We start from the raw sequence: 19,156 nt of genomic DNA, 5'->3' as shown, positions 1-19,156 counted from the left end.
ATCGATGAGCGGCATCGGGGAAGGACAGCGGGGACGGTCGTTGGGTCGCAGTGCACCACTACTGGGGGTGCTGCTGATCCTGCTGGCCGGCTGGTTCGGATGGAGCGCGGTGCAGCAATGGCGGCAGGAGGCCAACGGCCAGGCGCTGGAAGAAGCGCGCGACCAGGCCGTGCAGGGCCTGCAGCAGGCCGCTGCAGGCCAGTTGCAGCAGCTGCAGCAGCAGTTGAAGAACGATCGCGTGCAGCAGGCGCTGCAGGCCGGCGATGCCGCTGCAGCGGCGCTGGCCGTGCGCGAGAGCTGGACCGGGGTTGAGCAGGTCGAGGTGCTGACGGCCGATCTGGCCAACGCCTATGCCGATCCGGCCACCTTCGGGTATGCACGCCTGGCCCTGCTGGAAGCGGCGGTGGCTGAGGGCAAACCCAGCCTGCGCGTCGTCCGCGATGGTGGCGGCAATCGCCTGGGCCTGGCTGCGCCAGTGCAGCTGGGCAGCCTGGGGCCGGCCGTGATCTATGTCCGCCAGCCGCTGCTGCGGCTGACCTCGCCGCTGGACCAGGTGCGTGCGCCGTCCGCAGGCTTCCTTGGCCTGCGCCAGGGTGGCTTCGATCTGGTCACCCAGGGCAACGCGGGCCTGTCCGAAAGCGCCGAAGCGCTGGCGCGCCCGGTTGCTGGCACGCCGCTGCGACTAGTCGCGTCGGTACCGAATGTCGACGCCGGTCCGCTGGGCCTGGGCGCGCTGGCCAGCGCCATTGTGGCGTTGCTGCTGGCGTTCATTGCCGTGTTGCTGGTGGTGGGACGTGACCGACTGCCGAAGTCGCTGCCCTTGCCGCGCCGCGCCGCAGCGTCCGAGGCCGACCATGGCCCGACCCTGAGCGAGAGCCTGCAGCAGGCGCCGCCACCCGTGGCCGCTGTGACCGGCAGTGGCGATGTCACACCACCGCCGCCACCGCCGGTGCCGGCCGAGGAGCTGGCCGCCGGCATCTTCCGCGCTTATGACATCCGCGGCGTGGTGGGCAGTGAACTGACACCGAAGACCGCGGCGCTGATCGGCCAGGCCATCGGCACCGTGGCACTGGAGCAGGGCCTGCGCGAGGTGGTGATCGGTCGCGATGGCCGCCTGTCCGGACCCGAGCTGACGGCCGGGCTGGCCGAGGGCCTGCGCCGTGCCGGCTGCGCGGTGATCGACATCGGCCTGGCGCCGACACCGCTGGTGTACTACGCCGCCTTCCATCTGCGTACCGGCACCTGCGTGGCAGTCACCGGCAGCCACAATCCGCCCGAGTACAACGGCTTCAAGGTGGTCATTGGCGGCGAGACGCTGTCCGGCGATGCCATCACCGATCTCTACCAGCGCATCGTCGAGGGCCGCCTGGTGCAGGCCGCCGAGCCCGGTGACTACCAGCAGCGCGATGTCAGTGCCGACTACATCCAGCGCATCGCCGATGACGTGCAGCTGGACCGCCCACTGAAGGTCGTGGCCGATGCCGGCAATGGCGTGGCCGGCGCACTGGCGCCGCAGCTGCTGGAAGCGATCGGCGCCGACGTCATTCCGCTGTACTGCGATGTCGACGGCACCTTCCCCAACCATCATCCCGACCCGAGCGAACCGGCCAACCTGGAAGACCTGGTGCAGACGGTCAAGCGCTTTGGCGCCGATCTCGGCGTGGCCTTCGATGGCGACGGCGACCGGCTGGGCGTGGTGACCGGCGAAGGCCGGATCATCTACGCCGATCGCCTGCTGATGCTGTTCGCTGCCGATGTGTTGATGCGCAATCCGGGCGCGATGGTGATCTACGACGTGAAGTGCACCGGCAAGCTGTCCGACCATGTGCTGCGCAACGGTGGCAGCCCGCTGATGTGGAAGACCGGGCATTCGCTGATGAAGGCGAAGATGCGCGAGACCGATGCCGAGCTGGCCGGCGAGATGAGCGGCCACTTCTTCTTCAAGGAACGCTGGTTCGGTTTCGACGACGGTCTGTACGCCGCTGCGCGATTGCTGGAGATCCTGGCCCAGCGCGAGGAAACCCCGGACGAGGTGCTGGGCGAACTGCCGGAAATGGTCGCCACGCCGGAGCTGAAGGTACCGGTGGCCGACGGGACGCCGCATGCCCTGGTGGCGATGCTGGTGGCGGCGGCGCAGTCGCCGGACAACCCGTATGTGGGTGGCCGCCTGTCGACCATCGATGGGCTGCGCGTGGACTTCGCCGATGGCTGGGGCCTGGTGCGTGCCTCCAATACCACGCCGGTGCTGGTGCTGCGCTTCGAAGGCAACGACGAGGCCGCACTGGAACGCATCCAGGCCCTGTTCCGCAGCCAGCTGCAACCAGTGCTGGGCGACACCCCGCTGGGGTTCTGAACGATCCTGGTGGGGGCCGACCGTTGGTCGGCACGCCTTGCCCGCTCTTGGTAGGTGTCGACCCTGGTCGACACACCCTCACCCCTTGAACCGCAACCCCACGCCCGGCTCGGTGAACAGGTAGCGCGAATCCAGCGCCGAATCGCCCAGCTTGTGCCGCAGCTTGCCGACCAGGATGCGCAGGTAGTGGGTGTCGTGCTGGTGGGTCGGCCCCCAGATCTCCTGCAGGATCTGCGGCTGGGTCACCACCCGCCCGGCATTGCGCAGCAGCAGCGACAGCAGCGCGTATTCCTTGCGGGTCAACGCCACCGGTTCACCCTGCAGGGCGACTTCGCGACGCACCAGGTCCACGTGCAGGTGGCCATCGTCGAACACCGGCGGCGTGCCATCGGTCGGCACGCTGCGCGTGCGCAGCAGCGCCCGCACGCGCGCCATCAGTTCCTGCGTGCCGAACGGCTTGGTCACATAGTCGTTGGCGCCGGTATCCAGTGCGCGCACCTTCTCGGCTTCGCCGGCGCGCACGGTCAGCATGATCACCGGCACCTGGCTCCACTGGCGCAGCTGTTCCAGGACCTCATGGCCTTCCATGTCCGGCAGGCCAATGTCCAGGATCACCAGGTCCATGTCTTCGCTGGCGGCCAGCTGCAGGCCTTCCTGGCCGGTGGCGGCCTGCCGCACCTGGTAGCCCTGCGCGCGCAGGCTGATGTCCAGGAACCGGCGGATCTGGGTTTCATCGTCGATCACCAGCACGCGTGCGGCCGGCACGCTGGCATCAATCGGGGTCGGGCTCATCGTGGGAGGCTGGCTTGAGCAGGGGCAGGGTGATGCGGATCAGGGTACCGCGACCGTCGCGTCCGGGCAGCGCCTGCACGCTGCCGCCATGTGCGCCGATCATGCCCTGGCAGATGGTCAGGCCCAGGCCGGTGCCGTGGCGGCCTCGGTCGCCACGCTCGACGCTGTAGAACATGTCGAAGATGCGCGCGCGCTCGTCATCGGGAATGCCGGGGCCGGCATCGATCACGTCGATGCGCAGCTGGCCGTCCAGCTCGCGCGCCTGTACCTGCACCGCGGCGTCGGGCGGCGAGAACTTGGCCGCGTTCTCCATCACGTTGAACACGGCCTGTTCGACCAGCGCCGGGTGCACCCAGATCGGTGCCAGCGTGGCTGGGATGTCCAGCTCCAGCCGCACCTTTGGCTGGTAGCGCTGCAGGCGTCGTGCCGCCGAGCCGATCAGCTCGTCCACGCCGATCCAGTCGCGGTTGATCTTCAGCCCTTCATGACCCAGCCGGGTCATGTCCAGCAGATTCTGGATGTAGCGGTCCAGCCGTTCGCCCTCGACCAGGATGGTGTCCAGCAAAGCACGGCGATCGGCTGTATCCATGGCCGCACCGTAGCTGGCCAGGCTGTCGGCCGACCCGATCATCGCCGCCAATGGCGAGCGCAGGTCGTGCGACACCGAGGAGAGCAGCGCCGAGCGCAACCGCTCGGTCTCGTTGCTGACGTGTGCCTGCTCCAGTTCCGCCACCAGCCGGGTACGCAGCGCGGCCTGTGCGATGTCGTCGACCATCGCTTCGGCCAGCTGCCGTTGTTCGGGCAGCAGGCGCGCCTGTGCGCCGGGCAGGTACAGGCCGGCCACGCCGATCGCACGGTCTTCGCCGTCCAGCAACGGCAGGAACCACCATTGCGCACCGGCCAGGGTATCGGTGAAGCGCCCACTGGGCTGGCCGTGGCGCAGTGCCCAGTCGGCGGCAGCCAGGTCGGTATCGCCAGGCTGGTTGCGGCCACCGGCGGCGGTATCGGTGCCGATCCGCAGCCACGCCGGCACGTCCAGGGCCTGCTCCAGCGCATGCCGGCCTGCCTGTGCCACCTCGCCGTTGCCGGCCGCGCTGGCCAGCTGACGGCCCAGCTGCTGGCGCGCACGCGCATGGCGGTTGGCCGCACGCAGCGCAATCACCTGCATGCGCAGGCGCGAGGCCAGGCGCCCGGCCACCAGTGCGGCGGCCAGGAACAGGAACACGGTGATCACGCCCTGGCGTGCACCGATGGCGAAGGTGAAGCGCGGCGCGATGAACAGGAAGTTGTAGGCCAGGAAGCACAGGATCGCGGCCATCACCGCCACGCTGGCGCGCGTGCGTGCAGCCACCAGCACCACCGCGACGATGAACACCATCGACAGGTCGGCCATGCCCACCCAGTGTTCGGCAAGCCACGCCACCGCACAGGCCAGCGCGGTAGCGATCAGGGCTTGTGCCGGTTCATGACTGATACCGCGCATTGGCGGCAGCAGGCTCTCGCGGCGCGAGCGTGCGCGTGCCTGCGGCGTGCTGATGATGGTGATCTCGTAATGCGCGCCACGCTGGATCAGCTGCTGGGTCAGGGTGCGGTTGAACATCCGTGCCAGTGGACGTTCGCGGGTCCGGCCCAGCACCAGGGTCGACACGCCGTTGTGTGCGGCATGATCGAGCAGGGCATCGGCGATGCTCGATCCATGCAGCAGTTCGGCGTCGCCGCCCAGCCGCCGTGCCAGCGCGAAGGCCGCATCGATCTCGCGCCGGGTCGCCTCGTCCTGGCGCCGGCCCTGCACGGTCACTACCGTCCACGGTGCGTCGCGGCGCTCTGCGATGCGCCGCGCCACGCGCACCAGGTATTCGCTCTGGCCGCCCCCGTCGATGGCCACCAGAACGCCGCGACGCAGGGGCAGATTGCCTTCGCCACGCGCGGCGCGGGTTTCGCGCAGACTGCTGTCGACGCGGTCGGCGGCTTCCTGCATCGCCAGTTCGCGCAGCGCGGTCAGGTTGGCCGGTGAGAAGAACGCCTGCAGTGCCTGAGCGGCCTGTTCGGGCACATAGACCTTGCCCTGCTGCAGGCGAGCGATCAGTTCGCGCGGCGGCAGATCGACCAGCACGATGTCGTGCAGGCGGTCGAGCACGCCGTCGGGCACGGTCTCGCTGACGCGCACGCCGGTGATCCGCATCACCACGTCGTTGAGGCTTTCCAGATGCTGGATGTTGACCGTGGTCCAGACGTCGATGCCGGCGTCCAGCAGCTCCATCACATCCTGCCAGCGCCGCTCATGGCGGCTGCCCGGCGCGTTGCGATGGGCCAGTTCATCCACCAGCACCAGCGCCGGATGCCGTGCCAGCACGGCGTCCAGGTCCATCTCCTGCAGGGCATGGCCGTGATAGGCCACGTCCTTCAGCGGCAGCTGCGGCAGGCCCTCCAACAGGGCCTGGGTATCGGTGCGTCCATGGGTTTCCACCAGGCCCACCACCAGGTCGACGCCGCGGCGCAGCTGTTCCTGCGCGCGGGTCAGCATGGTGTAGGTCTTGCCCACGCCCGGCGCCGCACCGAGGAACACGGTCAGCTTGCCGCCGGCTTCGCGTTGCAGGCCTTCAACCAGGGCATCGGCCTGGCGGGTACGTGCATCAGTCATGGGGGCCGCTGTCATGGCTGCCATTGTGCGCGCAGCCGGTGCAGACCGGCATCACGGTGCCTTGGCTGCATGGTCCAGCGCGAAGTTCAGCGTCACCACGTTCACCCGTGGCTGGCCGAACAGGCCCCACTGGCGCCCTTCGGTATGGGCCTGCACCAGTGCCTGCACGCGCTCCACCGGCAGGCCACGGGCACGCGCTACGCGCGCCACCTGCAGCTGTGCGGCGGCCGGCGACAACTGCGGATCGAGACCGCCGCCGGACTGGGTTACCAGATCGGCCGGAACCTGCGCTGGCGCGACACCTTCCCGTGCAGCCACCGCAGCGGTGCTGGCAGCGACGCGCTCGGCCAGCGCGGGATTGCTGCGCGCCATGTTGGAACCGGCCGCGGCCATCGGGTCGTAGTTGGCCGCCGACGGACGCGCCTGGAAGTAGCCATCACCGGTGAACGGCTGCGCCAGCCACGCCGAGCCGCGCACCTGGCCGTTGCCGTCGCGCAGCAGGCTGCCCTCGGCCTGGGTCGGGTAGGCCAGGCCGGCGAAGCCGGTGGCGATGCCGGCGTAGACCGCGCCGGCCAGCAGCAGGGTGGCCAGGCCCAGGCCGATCGCCGGGCGCCAGCTTGCGCCATCCTGCAGGCTCGCCACGCGGGCCTCGGCTTTCTGTCCGCGGGGAAGGGAAGACGAAGTGGAAACAGTACGGTTCATGCGCCGAATACCAGGACAAGAAGGAGGTCGATCGCCTTGATCGCCGCGAACGGCAGCAGCACGCCGCCGAGGCCGTACACCAGCATGTTCCGGCGCAGCAGCGCCGTTGCGGTGGCCGGGCGGAAGCGCACGCCACGCAGGGCGAGCGGAATCAGGGCGGGAATCACCAGGGCGTTGAAGATCAGTGCCGCCAGCACTGCGTTGCGCGGGCTCGACAGCTGCATCACGTTCAGTGCGGCCATGGTCGGCACGGCCGCGGCGAACAGCGCCGGCAGGATCGCGAAGTACTTGGAGACGTCGTTGGCCAGCGAGAAGGTGGTCAGCGCGCCGCGGGTGATCAGCTGCTGCTTGCCCACTTCCACCACCGCCAGCAGCTTGGCCGGGTCCGAATCGAGGTCGACCATGTTGCCGGCCTCCTTCGCCGCCTGCGTGCCGGAGTTCATCGCCAGGCCGATGTCGGCCTGGGCCAGTGCCGGGGCGTCGTTGGTGCCGTCACCGACCATTGCCACCAGCCGGCCACCGGCCTGCTCCTGGCGGATGCGCGCCAGCTTGTCCTCCGGGCGGGCCTCGGCGATGTAGTCATCGACGCCGGCTTCGGCAGCGATGGCAGCGGCGGTCAGCGGGTTGTCGCCGGTGATCATCACCGTGCGGATGCCCATCGCGCGCAGCTGCGCGAACTTCTCGCGCATGCCGTGCTTGACCACGTCCGACAGCTCGATCACGCCCAGCACGTGGCGACCCTCGGCCACCACCAGCGGGGTGGCGCCATCGCGCGCCACCTGCTCGACGCGACCGGCCAGTTCCGCCGGCGCGTTGCCGCCCAGCGCCTGTACGTGGGCGCGGATCGCATCGGCGGCACCCTTGCGGATCTGCCGGCCATGTTCCAGGTCCACGCCGGACATGCGGGTCTGTGCACTGAACGCCAGGTACTCGGCATGGTCCGGCTCGGCGGTGGCGCAACCCTGCTCGCGCGCCAGGCGTACGATCGACTTGCCTTCCGGGGTCGGGTCGGCCAGCGAGGACAGCAGCGCCGCTTCACGCAGCTGGCTGGCGTCGATGCCGGCCAACGGATGGAAGTGGCTGGCCTGGCGGTCGCCGTAGGTGATGGTGCCGGTCTTGTCCAGCAGCAGCACGTCGACGTCGCCGGCCACTTCCACCGCCTTGCCCGACTTGGCCAGCACGTTGGCAGCCAGCGCACGGTTCATGCCGGCGATGCCGATGGCCGGCAGCAGGCCGCCGATGGTGGTCGGGATCAGGCATACCAGCAGCGCGATCAGCAGCAGCGGATCGACCTGCACGCCTACCGCCGCGCCGATCGCCGGCAGCGTCGCCACCACCACCAGGAAGGTCAGCGTCATCGCTGCCAGCAACAGGGTCAGCGCGATCTCGTTCGGCGTCTTCTGACGGTTGGCACCTTCCACCAGCGCGATCATCCGGTCCAGGAAGCTGTGCCCCGGCTCGGCGGTCACCCGCACGATGATCTGGTCGGACAGCACCTTGGTGCCGCCGATCACGCCGGAACGGTCGGTACCGGCCTCGCGCAGCACCGGGGCGGATTCGCCGGTCACCGCCGCCTCGTTGATGGTGGCCAGGCCCTGCACGATCTCGCCATCGGCCGGCACCAGCTCACCGGCACTGACGATCACATGGTCGCCCGGGCGCAGCTCGGCGGCAGGTACCTGGGTTTCCGCAGCCCCCGGCTGCGGCGCGGCCAGGCGGCGCGCCACCAGATCCTGGCGAGCGCGGCGCAGCGATGCGGCCTGGCCACGGCCACGCGCCTCGGCCACTGCTTCGGCGAAATTGCCGAACAACACGGTCACCAGCAGGATCGCGGTCACCGCCAGGCCGAAGCCCAGCGGCGCATTGCCGGTCAGTGTGACGATGGCGGCGACGATCGTGCCGGCCATCACCACCGCCATCACCGGGCTGCGCACCAGGTGCATCGGCGATAGCTTGCGTACTGCGTCGACCAGCGCACGGCGCAGGCCGGCGCCATCAAGCAGCGCAGGGCGCGGGGCAAGGGAACTACGGGTGGAACTTGCGTGGGTACTCATCGGGGTGTCCTTAGTGCAGTCCCAGGCTGAGGTGGTCGGCGATCGGGCCGAGTACCAGCGCTGGCATGAACTGCAGCACGGTCAGGATGACGATCACCGAGACCAGGGTCAGGGCGAAGGTCGGGGTTTCGATCTGCAGGCTGCCGGCAGACTCCGGCGCCTGGCGCTTGGCGGCCAGTTGCGCGGCCACCACCAGCGGGATGATCAGCAGCGGGAAGCGGCCCAGCAGCAGCACCAGCGAGCAGCTCAGGTTCCACCACAGCGTGGCGTCGCCCAGCCCCTCGAAGCCCGAGCCGTTGTTGGCGTAGGCCGAGACGTACTCGTAGAACACCTGGCTGATGCCATGGAAGCCCGGGTTGGAGGTAGCGGCCAGCCCGGGCACGGCCAGGGTGATCGCGGTGAACACCAGCAGGGTGATCGGCTGCAGCAGCACCAGCAGGGCCAGCAGGCGTACCTGTGGCGTCTCCAGCTTGCGGCCGAACAGTTCCGGCGTACGTCCGGTCATCAACCCGGCCAGGAACACGCCCAGCAGCAGGTACACGATGAACTGCTGCAGGCCACAGCCGATGCCGCCCCAGATCGCGCTGACCAGCATGTTGACCATCGCGATGCCGCCACTCAGCGGCGCCAGCGAGTCATGCATGCCGTTGACCGAGCCGTTGGAGACCTGGGTGGTCACCGCCGCCCACAGCGCCGTGCCGTCGGCGCCGAAGCGCACCTCCTTGCCTTCCATCAGCAGCGGCGTGGCGGCGCTGGCACTGTGCCCTTCGCTCCACACCATCGCGCCGGTGGACAGCAGCGACATGCCCAGCATGCAGCTGAACACCAGGGCGCCGAACCGGCGCCGGCCGGTGAACGCACCGATCATGAAGATCACCGCCATCGGCACCAGCAGGATGCCGACGATCTCCAGCGCGTTCGACAGCGGGGTCGGGTTCTCCAGCGGGAAGCTGCTGTTCGGGCCGTACCAGCCGCCACCGTTGGCGCCCAGCTGCTTGGCCGCGACCATCGCCGCCACCGGGCCCAGCGGCAGCTTCTGTCCGGCCATGCCGGCGCTGGCATCGATCGGCGTGGCCTGCGGGCCACCGGCCATCGTCGACGGCACGCCCTGGCTGGTCAGCAGCAGGGTCCACACCAGGCACAGCGGCAACAGGAAGCGCACGCACAGGCGCACCACGTCCACGTAGTAGTTGCCCACCGCCACCTGGCGGTCATCGCCGGTACTGGTGGCCGCCGCAGCCTGCGGCGCACGCGAGAACAACGCGCGCAGCGTGGCCACCGCCAGCGCCAGGCCCATCATCGGTGTCACCACCTGCAGGCCGGTGATGCCGGTCATCTGCGAGAGGTAGGACAGCTGCGCCTGGCCCGAATAGTGCTGCTGGTTGGTGTTGGTCAGGAACGAGATCATCGTGTGCAGCGCGGTGTCCCAGCGCATGTTCGGGATCTGGTCCGGATTCAACGGCAACCAGGCCTGGGTCATGAACACCGCCTGGGTCAGTACGGCGACCACCACGTTGCTCAGCACGAAGGCCAGCACATAGCCGCGCCAGGACATCGCGCGCGAGGGATCGACGCCGAACACCTTGTACAACGGCTTTTCGATCCAGTTGAACAGCACGTCGGCCTTCATCGGCGTGCCGCGCATCACGCGCGCCAGGTACAGGCCCAGCGGCCACGCCAGCAACAGGCTGGCGGCAATAATCACAAGCATCTCGGTCATGGCAGGCTCCGCTCAGAATGACTCGGGCCGCAGCACGACATAAAGGAGATAGGCGGCGGCGACCAGCACCAGCACGCCACACAACAACGACAGCCAGGGGGACATTGCAATAGCGTCCTGGTGGAACCCCTCCACCTCAGGCCGTCATCGTCGTCCTGCCGCCCATAAACGCACTACGCGCCGGACCGTGCCGACGCGTAAAGAGTGCATAAATTCCGTGGGCCAAGCCGTAACCAGGCGCCGCCTACTGTACAGCCGGGCCCATGCTGGGCTGCTCTTTCCCAAGGTCACGCGGAGCCGAGCATGGGCTCGGCTCTACAAGCGAATCACGGCGCCTGGCTCGTCGGTGCCACGCCCTTCAGCTCGCGATAGCGCTGCAGGGTGCTTTCAATTTCCGCCTTCAGCGCCTGCTGCTGCTGCAGGAACCCGGCCTGCAGGCGCTGCTGCGCCTGCAACTGCACGTGCCGCTGACGGATCGCCTCGGCCTGCTTGTCGGCGACCTTGCCACCGGCCAGTTCTCGGTCACCGGCGGCCGACAGCAGCGCCACCAGTGATTCGCGCAGGCTGGTGACGTTGTACTCGGCGGTCTTGAGGTTGTTGTCCAGCACTTCCTGGCGCTCGGCGAACACCCGGCGCAGGTCCTCCTCGCTGCCATAGGTGGACAGCATCGCCTGCTCGGTACGCTGGCGGGTCTGCTCGGCCATCAGGTCCAGCTGCTGCTGCTGCGCCTGGGTGCTGGCCGCGGCGCGCTCTTCGTCGGTCAACGCGCGCTGGACCTGCGCATTGCGCAGGCCGCTCTTCGCGTTGAACTCCTCGCGGGCGTGATTGACCGCATCGGCTGGCAGCGAATCGCTGCAGATCCGCTCCTTGCCCTCGTTCCAGCAATACAGCTTCTTTTCCACTTTGCCGCCGTCGCGCGACTGCGCCGGCACGGTGGACGGCACGGCCAGCAGCAGGCCGGCAAAGAGAACGGCAGGAACTCGGGACATGACCTTTCCCCTGGGTCGGTCAGCGGATCGAACGGACGCCGTACTGGGCCCGGTAGGCTTCCAGCGGCTGGCGGTAACCCACAAGTTCCGGGTTGCCGGAGGCGAAATCAAGCAGATCGGCCAGCGACGCCACGGCGATCACCGGAATCCCGGCCTCTTCGGCCACCGACTGCGCCGCCGAGCGGCGGTCGGTTTCCGAGGCGATCTCCTGGCGGTCCAGGGCTACCACGATGCCGGCTGGGGTGCCGCCGGCAGCGCGGATGATGCCCAGCGCTTCGCGGATCGCGGTACCGGCGGTGATCACGTCGTCGACGATCAGCACGCGCTTGCCATTCATGTCGGCGCCGATCAGCTGGCCACCTTCGCCGTGGTCCTTGGCTTCCTTGCGGTTGAATGACAGCGGCAGGTCGCGGCCGCGCTGGGCGAGCTCGCAGGCCATCGCGGTGGCCAGCGGGATGCCCTTGTAGGCCGGGCCGAACACCACGTCGTACTTGATCCCGCTGGCATCGATGGCATCGGCATAGCAGGCGCCGAGCTGGGACAGCAGCGAACCGGAGTCGAAACGGCCGGCGTTGAAGAAATAGGGGCTCAGCCGGCCGGACTTGAGGGTGAACTGGCCGAAGCGCAGGGCGTCGGCGGTCAGGGCCAGCTGCAGGAAACGGTGGCGGTGGTCGCTCATCAAAACTCGATTCATCTTCATTTGGAGCACAAATCCTAATCCAGCTGGGCGTTTCGCGCTCGTCCGGCCCCGCGTGAACGGTGTCGCGGCGCTGCCTGGCGGACTGCGCAGCCCCACGGGCAACCGGTATGCTTGCCCGGTTTCCCGCCGCAGGTCCCCGCATGCGCATCATCAGTTTCAACGCCAATGGCATCCGTTCCGCCGCGACCAAGGGCTTCCTCGACTGGTTCCGTGCCCAGGACGCCGACGTCCTGTGCATCCAGGAGACCAAGGCCCAGGAAGACCAGCTGACCGACCCGATGTTCCGTCCAGACGGGCACCACTGCTTCTATCGCGACGCCATCACCAAGAAGGGCTACAGCGGCGTGGCGATCTACAGCAGGCGCGAGCCGGACCAGGTCATCACCTCGCTGGGCTGGGCCCCGTTCGACGACGAAGGCCGCTACATCGAGGCGCGCTACGGCAATCTCAGCGTGGTCTCCTTCTATATTCCCTCCGGCAGCTCGGGTGACCTGCGCCAGGGCTTCAAGTTCGAAGTGATGGAATGGCTGCGCCCGATCCTGGAGGAGTGGGCGCGCAGCGGCCGCGACTACGTGCTGTGCGGCGACTGGAACATCGTGCGTTCGGCGCTGGACATCAAGAACTGGAAGTCCAACCAGAAGAATTCCGGCTGCCTGCCGGAGGAGCGCGACTGGCTCAACGCCCTCTGCGCCGACCACGGCCAGGCCACCGATGTCGCCGCCGGCCGCGGTTGGGCCGATGCCTACCGCCTGCTCAACCCCGCCGGCGAGGACTACACCTGGTGGAGCAACCGCGGCGCCGCCCGTGCCAACAACGTCGGTTGGCGCATCGACTACCAGTTCATCACGCCGGGCTTGCGCGACAAACTGCGTAGCTGTTCGATCTACCGCGACGAGCGCTTCTCCGACCACGCCCCGTTCACCGTGGACTACGACCTGTGACTGAGGCCGCCAAGCCGCGCCGACCGTGGCAGCAGGTGTTGTCCAACCTGAGCCAGCGCAAGGTGCTGGCGATGCTGCTGCTCGGTTTCAGTTCGGGCCTGCCCATCTATCTGGTGGGCAACACGCTCGGCTTCTGGATGCGCAAGGAAGGCATCGAGCTGAGCACGATCGGTTTCCTGTCATGGGTCGGGCTGGCCTACACCATGAAGTTCCTGTGGGCGCCGATCGTCGACAAGACCGACGTGCCTCTGTTCGGTCGTTTTGGCCGCCGCCGCGGCTGGATGCTGCTGTCGCAGCTGGTCGTAGTGGTGGGCCTTGTCGGCATGGCGCTGGTCCAGCCCAAGGGCGGCCAGATCCAGTTCCTGGGCATCGCCTGGCAGCACATCGTCGTGTTCGGCGTAATGGCCGTGATCGTGGCGTTTGCTTCGGCCACCCAGGACATCGTCATCGATGCCTGGCGCATTGAAAGTGCTGACAACAGCGAGCAGCTTGGCCTGCTGACCTCATCCTCGGCATTGGGCTACCGCACTGCCTTGCTGGTCACCGATGCACTGATCCTGATCATCGCGGCCCGTGTTGGCTGGCAGGTCTCCTACGAGATCATGGCCGTGCTGATGGCGCTTGGCGTGGTAGCCGTGGTCATGGCCCGTGAACCCGCGCGGGAAGTGGCTGCCGTGCAGGCACAGGCGACCTCCCTGTGGACGCCGCGCGGCCTGTTCGACGCCGTGGCGGGGCCGTTCATCGCCTTCGTCCGCGAGCATCGCAGCGGCGCGATCCTGATCCTGGTGGCCATCAGCGTCTATCGCATGGCCGACTTCGTCATGGGGCCGATGGCCAACCCCTTCTATGTCGATCTCGGCCTGGACGAGGACACCGTGGGCGCCGTGCGTGGCTCGGTGGGTCTGGTCGCGACCTTCGTTGGCATTGCTGCGGCGGGCCTGGTCTCGGTTCGCTGGGGGGTGCTGGCGGCGCTGATGGTGGGTGCCGTGCTGGGGCCTGCCTCCAACCTGGCATTTGCCTGGCTGGCCTATTCGGGCCCAGACACGACCCATTTTGCTGTGGCCATGGCCATCGACAACTTCGCCAGCGGTTTCGCCGGTACGGCGCTGATCGCCTATATGTCCAGCCTGACCAGCATCGGATACACCGCAACCCAGTACGCGCTGCTGAGTTCGTTCTACGCGATGCCCGGCAAGGCGCTCAAGGGGCTCTCGGGGTGGTCGGTACAGACGCTCGCACAGGGTCGGACGCTGCTGGAAGGCTACGCGCTGTTCTTCGTCGGTACCGCGCTGGTGGCGATCCCGGTGGTGATCCTCTGCGCCCTGCTGATCCTGCAGCAGCGCCGTCGCCAGGCCTCCAGCTCGACCTGATTGCCTGCCCGTCCAGTCTGCGGGATCATCGCCCCCACGCGCCGAGGGGGCGGTGCCTTGCGAACGGGGAAGTGAGCATGGCCGACGTTGTGCTGCGGGACCTGGACCCGCTGCTGCTGGAACGTATCCGACGTGTCGCGGTCGCCCGCGGCTGGACCCAAGAACAGACCTGCGCCGCGTTGTTGGAGCAGGGCCTGTTCAGCAGTGAACTGGAGGTCCGCTCCGGTTTCGGCGATCCCGAAGTGGACGCCCTCTCCGATGCGATCGCCGCCCTGCAGGCCTTGCCTGCAGGGCAGGGCTTCGATTAGCGGCTTTGTAGAGCCGAGCCCACGCTCGGCTGCCCGGTGAATCCACGTCATGCGTGGATGGCGCCACCTCACGCCAGGTGGATTGCCCCCAGGATCCGCGGCCCCTTGGCTCCGGTCACGCTCGGCAGGTTGCCGGCCAGCCCGTCCATCGTCCGCTGCGCCAGCCAGGCAAAGCCCATCGCCTCCACGTACTCCGGGTCCAGCCCGTGCACCGCGCTGGACTCCACCTGCACCTCCGGCAGCCGCGCCGCCAGGCGCTTCATCAGCTGCCGGTTGCGTACGCCGCCGCCACAGACCAGCAGGCGCCGGGTCTGCGGCTGCTGCGCCAGCAGCGCATCGGCCACGGTTGCCACGGTCAGCTCCAGCAGGGTGGCCTGCACATCGGCAGCGGCATATTCGCCTTCCTCCATGTGGGCCTCGGCCCAGGCCAGATGGAACTGCTCGCGCCCGGTGCTCTTCGGCGGCGGCAGCGCGAACCACGGGTCCGAACGCCAGCCGGCCAGCAGGCCCTCGTCCACCGCGCCACTGGCGGCATACGCGCCATCGGCATCGAAGGTACGGCCGGTGTGGCGCTGGCACCAAGCATCCATCAGCGCGTTGGCCGGGCCGGTATCGAAGCCACGCACCGCGCCTTCGCGCGGGATCAGGGTCAGGTTGGCGATGCCGCCCAGGTTGAGCACCGCGCGGTCTTCATCGGCGGCACCCAGCATGCCCAGGTGGAAAGCCGGCATCAGCGGCGCGCCATGCCCCCCGGCCGCTACGTCGCGACGGCGGAAGTCGGACACCGTGGTGATTCCGGTCAGTTCGGCGATGCGGTTGCCGTCGCCCAGCTGCACGGTGAACGCCGGATCGGCCAGCGGGCGGTGGCGCACGGTCTGGCCGTGCGAGCCGATCGCGCGCACCTGGCTGCGATCCACGCCGGCTTCGGCCAGCAGCTGGTTGGCAGCCTCGGCGAAGTTGATCGCAATCCGCGCGTCCAGTTCGCCCAGCTCCTCCAGCGAATCCAACGGGCCACCTTCGCCCAGCGCCACCAGCCGCGCGCGCAGCACCGGTTCCCAGCGGGCGGTCAGTCCATGCACGAAGCGGCAGCCTCCGCCCGCGGGAAACTGCACCAGCGCGGCATCGATGCCGTCGGCGCTGGTGCCCGACATCAGACCAAGGTACAGGGGGGCGTCAGCGTCGGCAGTGGTGTTCATGGCGGGCATAAAAAAAGGACGCGGCAAGCTTGGGCTGCCGCGTCCTCGTTCGTCAACGCAGCGCGCTCAGCCGCGCTTGCGGCCGGTCGACTGCTTGTCCTTGGCGCTGGCCACCTCGGTGGCGGCCTCGTCGCGGCTGGTCGGTGCCGGGCTGGCATCGGCGTAGATCAGCTTCTCCATGCCCTGGATGCGGGCCATCGCCGGCGCGGTCTGCGCGCGGAAGGCGACCAGCTCGGCGCCCTTCAGCGGCTCCGGCGGCGGCATGGTCACGGTCAGCGGGTTGCGGTGCTCGCCGTTGACGCGGAATTCGTAGTGCAGGTGCGGGCCTGTGGCCAGGCCGGTCGAGCCGACGTAGCCGATCACCGTGCCCTGGGCCACGCGCTGGCCGGTCTTGATGTTCGCAAAGCGCGACATGTGCCCGTACAGGGTGGTGTGGCCGCGGCCGTGATCGAGGATCACCACGTTGCCATAGCCGCGCTGCACGCCGGCGAACTGCACGCGGGCATCGCCGGCGGCCATGATCGGCGTGCCGGTACGCGCGGCGTAGTCCACGCCCTTGTGCATGCGCATCTTGCCCAGCACCGGGTGCTTGCGTGCGCCGAAGGTCGAGCTCAGCCGCGCGAACGGGATCGGCATGCGGATGAAGCTCTTCTTCAACGAACGGCCGTTGATGTCGTAGTACTCGGACTTGCCGTTGCGGTCGAAGCGGAAGCCGGAATAGGTCTTGCCCCCGGTGGTGAAGGTCGCCGCCAGGATCTTGCTGGTGTCCACCTTCTCGCCTTCGCGCCAGGTCTCGTCCATCACCACGCTGAAGCGGTCGCCCGGCTGCAGGTCCTTCGAGAAGTCGATGTCGTACTTGAAGATGTCGTCGGTCATCGTCGCGATCGCCGACGGCGACAGCCCGGCCCGGCGGGCCGCGGCATACAGCGAACTGGTGATCTCGCCGCTGGTGACCACGGTACGCGTGGAAGTCTCGCGCCGCGTCACCTTCTCCTTGATGTCATCGCCGGTCAGGCTCAGTTCCACCCGGTTGTCGGCGTCGCGATCGAAGCGGATGCTGCGCAGGTCGCCGGACAGTGGCATGTCGAAGGCGATCTCGGCGCCCGGGCGCAGCTTGGTCAGCGCCTCGCGCGCACCGGGGTGCTCCAGCACCCGGTGCAGGGTGGTGGCCGGAATGCCGGCCTTGTCGAACAGATCGCTCAGGGTCTGGCCGCGCTGGATGCGCAGCACCTGCCAGCTGTCGCCCGGCACCTGCTGCTGGCGGGCCATGGTCAACGGCGGCAGCGGCAGCGCCAGACTGGTGTGGCTGTCCGCGTAAGGCGCATCAATGGTGTGCGAGAAACCGGGGACGATCGTCGCCACCAGGGCGCCGATGGTCGCAAACAGGCTGGCGTGCATCCAATGGCGGCGGGTCCAGCGCTCATTGAAGGCGGCGGGAAGGTGTTGCCTGAGCTTCCGATGCAGGGCGTTGTCGTGCAGGACGTGAAGGCGTTCCTGGAAGCGCTGCTTGCGTGCGCGCCCTTGTTCGGAATTGTGCATCGGCGGTCTTTTCCTGGCGGCCCGGGAGCGCGGGCCTGATCGGCGGTTACCATAGACACCTGAGAAAACCGCGTCAAACCCTTGTGCCCATTGGCTTTTGTGAAGCCAATCGGGTTAACTTTGCTTTAACACCCCACACAAGAATCGGCGTTGCCGGGAGTAGTCACGTGTCCTCGATTGAAGAAGCCCTTGCCCTGATCGGCCGCGGTGCCGACGAGATCCTCAAGCTCGAGGATCTGCGTGCGCGCCTGCAGGAGGGCCGCCCGCTGCGGATCAAGGCCGGCTTCGACCCCACCGCGCCCGACCTGCATCTGGGCCACACGGTGCTGCTGAACAAGATGCGCCAGTTCCAGGACCTTGGCCACCAGGTCATCTTCCTGATCGGCGACTTCACCGGCATGATCGGCGATCCCTCGGGCAAGAGCCTGACCCGCAAGCCGCTGAGCCGCGATGACGTGCTGGCCAACGCCCGTACCTATGAGGAACAGGTGTTCAAGGTGCTGGACCGCAGCCGTACCGAAGTCCGCTTCAACTCGGAGTGGTTCGGCAAGATGGGCGCGGCCGACATGATCCGTCTGGCCGGCCAGCACACCGTGGCGCGCATGCTCGAGCGCGACGACTTCGCCAAGCGTTATGCCGCCCAGCAGTCCATCGCCATCCATGAGTTCCTGTACCCGCTGGTGCAGGGCTACGACTCGGTGGCCCTGGAGGCCGACGTCGAGCTGGGCGGTACCGACCAGAAGTTCAACCTGCTGATGGGCCGTGGCCTGCAGGAACACCATGGCCAGAAGCCGCAGGTGGTGCTGACCATGCCGCTGCTGGAGGGCCTGGACGGCGTCAACAAGATGTCCAAGTCGCTGGGCAACTACATTGGTATCAGCGAGCCGGCCATCGACATCGTCACCAAGACCATGAAGGTGGACGACACCCTGATGTGGCGCTGGATCGAGCTGCTGTCCTTCGACATCAGCCAGGCCGAGGCCGTGCAGCTGCGCGAGCAGGTGGCCAATGGCGGCCTGAACCCGCGCGTGGTCAAGCTGCGCCTGGCGCGTGAGCTGGCGACCCGTTTCCACGACGCCGTGGTGGCAGAGCAGGCGATTGCCGGCTGGGAAGCGGCGGTGACCGGGCAGGGCGATATCACCCAGCTGCCGCTGCAGGATGTGGCGATCCCGGCCGAAGGCCTGCGTATTGCCGCGTTGCTGACGGCGGCCGGCCTGACCCCGAGCAACTCCGAAGCCAACCGCAAGCTCAAGGAGCGCGCGGTCAAGGTGGACGGTGAAGTGGTCGAAGACGGCCAGCAGGTGCTGCAGCCCGGCTTCGAAGGCCTGCTGCAGGTCGGCAAGCGCACCTTCGCCCGCGTGCGCCTGGTTGCTGGCTGAGAAGAAGGAAGGGCCGGCGCCAGCCGGCCCTTCCTTCTGCTCTTGTAGGGCCAAGCCCACGCTCGGCTGCTCTTCACGGGTTCCTGCCGCAGCGCGGCGCATGAACAGATGCAACATCCGGTGAAAAAAATCGCCACACCCCCTTCACAAATGATGGGAATGGGGACATACTTCTCCTCCCCCGTCGCAGGGGTCGCCACCAAGGGGCTTCAGCGACAACAGGGCACCCACCACCGCCGAACGAGATGATCGAACGAAGGTGTTGACGGACTGAAAAAGTCTGGCATAATGGGCGGCTCGCTACGAAGGAAACTTCGCAGCACACGGGAATGGCGCTGAGGCCACTTCCCCGGATCTTTGAAAGTATGCGCAGGTATCTTGTGAAGGCGCCTGCAGGAAGGATGATTGTCCATCTTGCAGACGTTTGATCAAGCAACTATTAATTGTTTTAAAGCAAGCGATACGTTGCCAG

The 19,156-nt window shown here is 67.9% G+C and carries 15 protein-coding genes; 5 read left to right on the top strand and 10 right to left on the bottom strand.

All coding sequences use genetic code 11. From position 1 onward, the window contains the following. The first annotated feature begins 4 nt into the window (after positions 1–4). Positions 5–2,353, top strand: a complete 2,349-nt coding sequence (locus AC5P5V_RS04235) for a phosphomannomutase/phosphoglucomutase (RefSeq protein WP_134968643.1) — start codon at positions 5–7, stop codon at positions 2,351–2,353. 78 nt (positions 2,354–2,431) lie between these two features. Here AC5P5V_RS04235 and AC5P5V_RS04230 read toward each other — a convergent pair whose 3' ends face one another. From AC5P5V_RS04230 to pyrE, 8 genes are all read right to left on the bottom strand, one after another. Beyond that, the gene (locus AC5P5V_RS04230) at positions 2,432–3,145 is read right to left on the bottom strand and encodes a response regulator transcription factor (RefSeq protein ID WP_005420506.1); all 714 of its coding nucleotides are present in this window, start codon (positions 3,143–3,145) and stop codon (positions 2,432–2,434) included. Continuing rightward, entirely contained in the window at positions 3,126–5,786 is a 2,661-nt protein-coding gene (locus tag AC5P5V_RS04225) for an ATP-binding protein (RefSeq protein ID WP_072168700.1), read from the bottom strand. Before AC5P5V_RS04225 ends, AC5P5V_RS04230 begins: the two co-directional genes overlap by 20 nt. A 51-nt stretch (positions 5,787–5,837) precedes the next feature. Continuing rightward, complete coding sequence (gene kdpC, locus AC5P5V_RS04220; protein ID WP_154350094.1) at positions 5,838–6,488, bottom strand: potassium-transporting ATPase subunit KdpC; 651 nt, start codon at positions 6,486–6,488, stop codon at positions 5,838–5,840. Next, complete coding sequence (kdpB, locus tag AC5P5V_RS04215) at positions 6,485–8,542, bottom strand: potassium-transporting ATPase subunit KdpB (protein WP_134968642.1); 2,058 nt, start codon at positions 8,540–8,542, stop codon at positions 6,485–6,487. Before kdpB ends, kdpC begins: the two co-directional genes overlap by 4 nt. A 10-nt stretch (positions 8,543–8,552) precedes the next feature. Further along, entirely contained in the window at positions 8,553–10,262 is a 1,710-nt protein-coding gene (gene kdpA / locus AC5P5V_RS04210; protein ID WP_061478740.1) for a potassium-transporting ATPase subunit KdpA, read from the bottom strand. Between the two features lie 12 nt (positions 10,263–10,274). Continuing rightward, positions 10,275–10,367 carry a potassium-transporting ATPase subunit F gene (locus tag AC5P5V_RS04205; protein WP_005407770.1) on the bottom strand — a complete coding sequence of 31 codons (93 nt, stop codon included), beginning with the start codon at positions 10,365–10,367 and terminating at the stop codon, positions 10,275–10,277. A 221-nt stretch (positions 10,368–10,588) separates the two neighbouring features. Then, complete coding sequence (locus AC5P5V_RS04200; protein ID WP_061478739.1) at positions 10,589–11,251, bottom strand: hypothetical protein; 663 nt, start codon at positions 11,249–11,251, stop codon at positions 10,589–10,591. Between the two features lie 19 nt (positions 11,252–11,270). Beyond that, entirely contained in the window at positions 11,271–11,930 is a 660-nt protein-coding gene (pyrE, locus tag AC5P5V_RS04195) for an orotate phosphoribosyltransferase (RefSeq protein WP_005420471.1), read from the bottom strand. Positions 11,931–12,091: 161 nt separating this feature from the next. On the opposite strand from pyrE, the gene AC5P5V_RS04190 reads away from it, so the two are divergent. From AC5P5V_RS04190 to AC5P5V_RS04180, 3 genes are all read left to right on the top strand, one after another. Continuing rightward, positions 12,092–12,892: an exodeoxyribonuclease III gene (locus AC5P5V_RS04190; protein ID WP_061478738.1), complete on the top strand. Its 801-nt coding sequence runs from the start codon at positions 12,092–12,094 to the stop codon at positions 12,890–12,892. Next, entirely contained in the window at positions 12,889–14,262 is a 1,374-nt protein-coding gene (locus AC5P5V_RS04185) for a muropeptide MFS transporter (RefSeq protein WP_049455489.1), read from the top strand. Before AC5P5V_RS04190 ends, AC5P5V_RS04185 begins: the two co-directional genes overlap by 4 nt. Before the next feature lie 77 nt (positions 14,263–14,339). Further along, positions 14,340–14,570 (top strand): hypothetical protein, encoded by a 231-nt coding sequence (locus AC5P5V_RS04180; protein WP_065196060.1) that lies wholly within the window; start codon positions 14,340–14,342, stop codon positions 14,568–14,570. Positions 14,571–14,638: 68 nt separating this feature from the next. Here AC5P5V_RS04180 and AC5P5V_RS04175 read toward each other — a convergent pair whose 3' ends face one another. Together AC5P5V_RS04175 and AC5P5V_RS04170 are read right to left on the bottom strand one after the other, a co-directional pair. Continuing rightward, on the bottom strand, positions 14,639–15,766 hold the full coding sequence (locus tag AC5P5V_RS04175; protein ID WP_081280424.1) for an anhydro-N-acetylmuramic acid kinase: 1,128 nt from the start codon (positions 15,764–15,766) through the stop codon (positions 14,639–14,641). Positions 15,767–15,832: 66 nt separating this feature from the next. Next, entirely contained in the window at positions 15,833–17,305 is a 1,473-nt protein-coding gene (locus AC5P5V_RS04170; protein ID WP_134968641.1) for a M23 family metallopeptidase, read from the bottom strand. Positions 17,306–17,472: 167 nt separating this feature from the next. On the opposite strand from AC5P5V_RS04170, the gene tyrS reads away from it, so the two are divergent. Then, on the top strand, positions 17,473–18,684 hold the full coding sequence (gene tyrS / locus AC5P5V_RS04165; protein WP_134968640.1) for a tyrosine--tRNA ligase: 1,212 nt from the start codon (positions 17,473–17,475) through the stop codon (positions 18,682–18,684). Positions 18,685–19,156: the final 472 nt, after the last annotated feature.

The sequence above is a fragment of the Stenotrophomonas sp. YJH_SMC_130 genome (assembly GCF_059369035.1).
This window is presented reverse-complemented; position numbering and strand designations above follow the sequence as displayed.

Excerpts from the sequence above, each read along its gene's own strand:
- AC5P5V_RS04170 (WP_134968641.1), bottom strand. The coding sequence starts at position 17,305 with ATGCACAATTCCGAACAAGGGCGCGCACGCAAGCAGCGCTTCCAGGAA.
- AC5P5V_RS04225 (WP_072168700.1), bottom strand. The coding sequence starts at position 5,786 with ATGACTGATGCACGTACCCGCCAGGCCGATGCCCTGGTTGAAGGCCTG.
- kdpA (WP_061478740.1), bottom strand. The coding sequence starts at position 10,262 with ATGACCGAGATGCTTGTGATTATTGCCGCCAGCCTGTTGCTGGCGTGG.
- AC5P5V_RS04230 (WP_005420506.1), bottom strand. The coding sequence starts at position 3,145 with ATGAGCCCGACCCCGATTGATGCCAGCGTGCCGGCCGCACGCGTGCTG.
- AC5P5V_RS04180 (WP_065196060.1), top strand. The coding sequence starts at position 14,340 with ATGGCCGACGTTGTGCTGCGGGACCTGGACCCGCTGCTGCTGGAACGT.
- AC5P5V_RS04190 (WP_061478738.1), top strand. The coding sequence starts at position 12,092 with ATGCGCATCATCAGTTTCAACGCCAATGGCATCCGTTCCGCCGCGACC.
- AC5P5V_RS04205 (WP_005407770.1), bottom strand. The coding sequence starts at position 10,367 with ATGTCCCCCTGGCTGTCGTTGTTGTGTGGCGTGCTGGTGCTGGTCGCC.
- pyrE (WP_005420471.1), bottom strand. The coding sequence starts at position 11,930 with ATGAGCGACCACCGCCACCGTTTCCTGCAGCTGGCCCTGACCGCCGAC.
- AC5P5V_RS04175 (WP_081280424.1), bottom strand. The coding sequence starts at position 15,766 with ATGAACACCACTGCCGACGCTGACGCCCCCCTGTACCTTGGTCTGATG.
- AC5P5V_RS04235 (WP_134968643.1), top strand. The coding sequence starts at position 5 with ATGAGCGGCATCGGGGAAGGACAGCGGGGACGGTCGTTGGGTCGCAGT.
- kdpC (WP_154350094.1), bottom strand. The coding sequence starts at position 6,488 with ATGAACCGTACTGTTTCCACTTCGTCTTCCCTTCCCCGCGGACAGAAA.
- AC5P5V_RS04200 (WP_061478739.1), bottom strand. The coding sequence starts at position 11,251 with ATGTCCCGAGTTCCTGCCGTTCTCTTTGCCGGCCTGCTGCTGGCCGTG.
- kdpB (WP_134968642.1), bottom strand. The coding sequence starts at position 8,542 with ATGAGTACCCACGCAAGTTCCACCCGTAGTTCCCTTGCCCCGCGCCCT.